The organism is Streptomyces sparsus (assembly GCF_054776295.1).
This window is the reverse complement of the sequence record NZ_BAAHCA010000996.1, coordinates 1,056-1,688: the sequence shown is the minus strand read 5'-3', so window position 1 is coordinate 1,688 and position 633 is coordinate 1,056. Positions and strand designations below refer to the sequence as shown.

General features: G+C 75.2%; 1 protein-coding gene. It reads left to right on the top strand.

From position 1 onward, the window contains the following. Positions 1–49 precede the first annotated feature (49 nt). Positions 50–550, top strand: coding sequence for a flavin reductase family protein (locus tag ACYVE9_RS25720; RefSeq protein ID WP_461030293.1), 501 nt, complete (start codon positions 50–52; stop codon positions 548–550). Positions 551–633 lie beyond the last annotated feature (83 nt).

Sequence of the window (633 nt, the reverse complement as noted above, 5' to 3'; positions counted from 1 at the left end):
CGGGCGGGACGCCGACCCCGGAGTTGCCGGCGTCCCGCATGCTGAGGGGGTGAGCGAAGAGCGATTCCGGGCCGCGATGGCCCGACTGGCAGCGGGCGTGGTCCTGGTGACGGCGTTCGACGAGGACGACGGGCCGCGCGGCGAGGACGTGGGCATGACGGCCACCGCCTTCTTGTCCGTCTCGCTGGAGCCGCCGCTGGTGCTGCTCAGCGTGCGCACCGGCTCGCGCATGGACGAGGTGCTGGAGCGGCAGCCGCACTGGGCCGCCTCGGTGCTGGCCGACGGCCAGCGTCAGACGGCCGGCCGGTTCGCCATGAAGGGCCGGCTGAGCGACCGGCTGCTGTTCAAGGAGATCCCGCACGTCCGGGGTGGGATCACCGGGGCCGCGCTCGTCGACGGCGCGCTCGCGCACCTCGAGTGCCGCACCGAGCAGCGGGTGGCGGCCGGGGACCACACCCTGCTGGTGGCCCGGGTGCTCAGCACCGAGCTGCCGTCGGCGGACAGCGGGCCGCTGACCTACTTCCGCGGTCGCTACCACACCCTGCGCTGAGCGGTACCGAGGCCCGCCCCTGCTGCATGCGGGAGCCCCCGACGTGCCGGGAGCCCCCGACGTGCCGGGAGCCCCCGACGTGC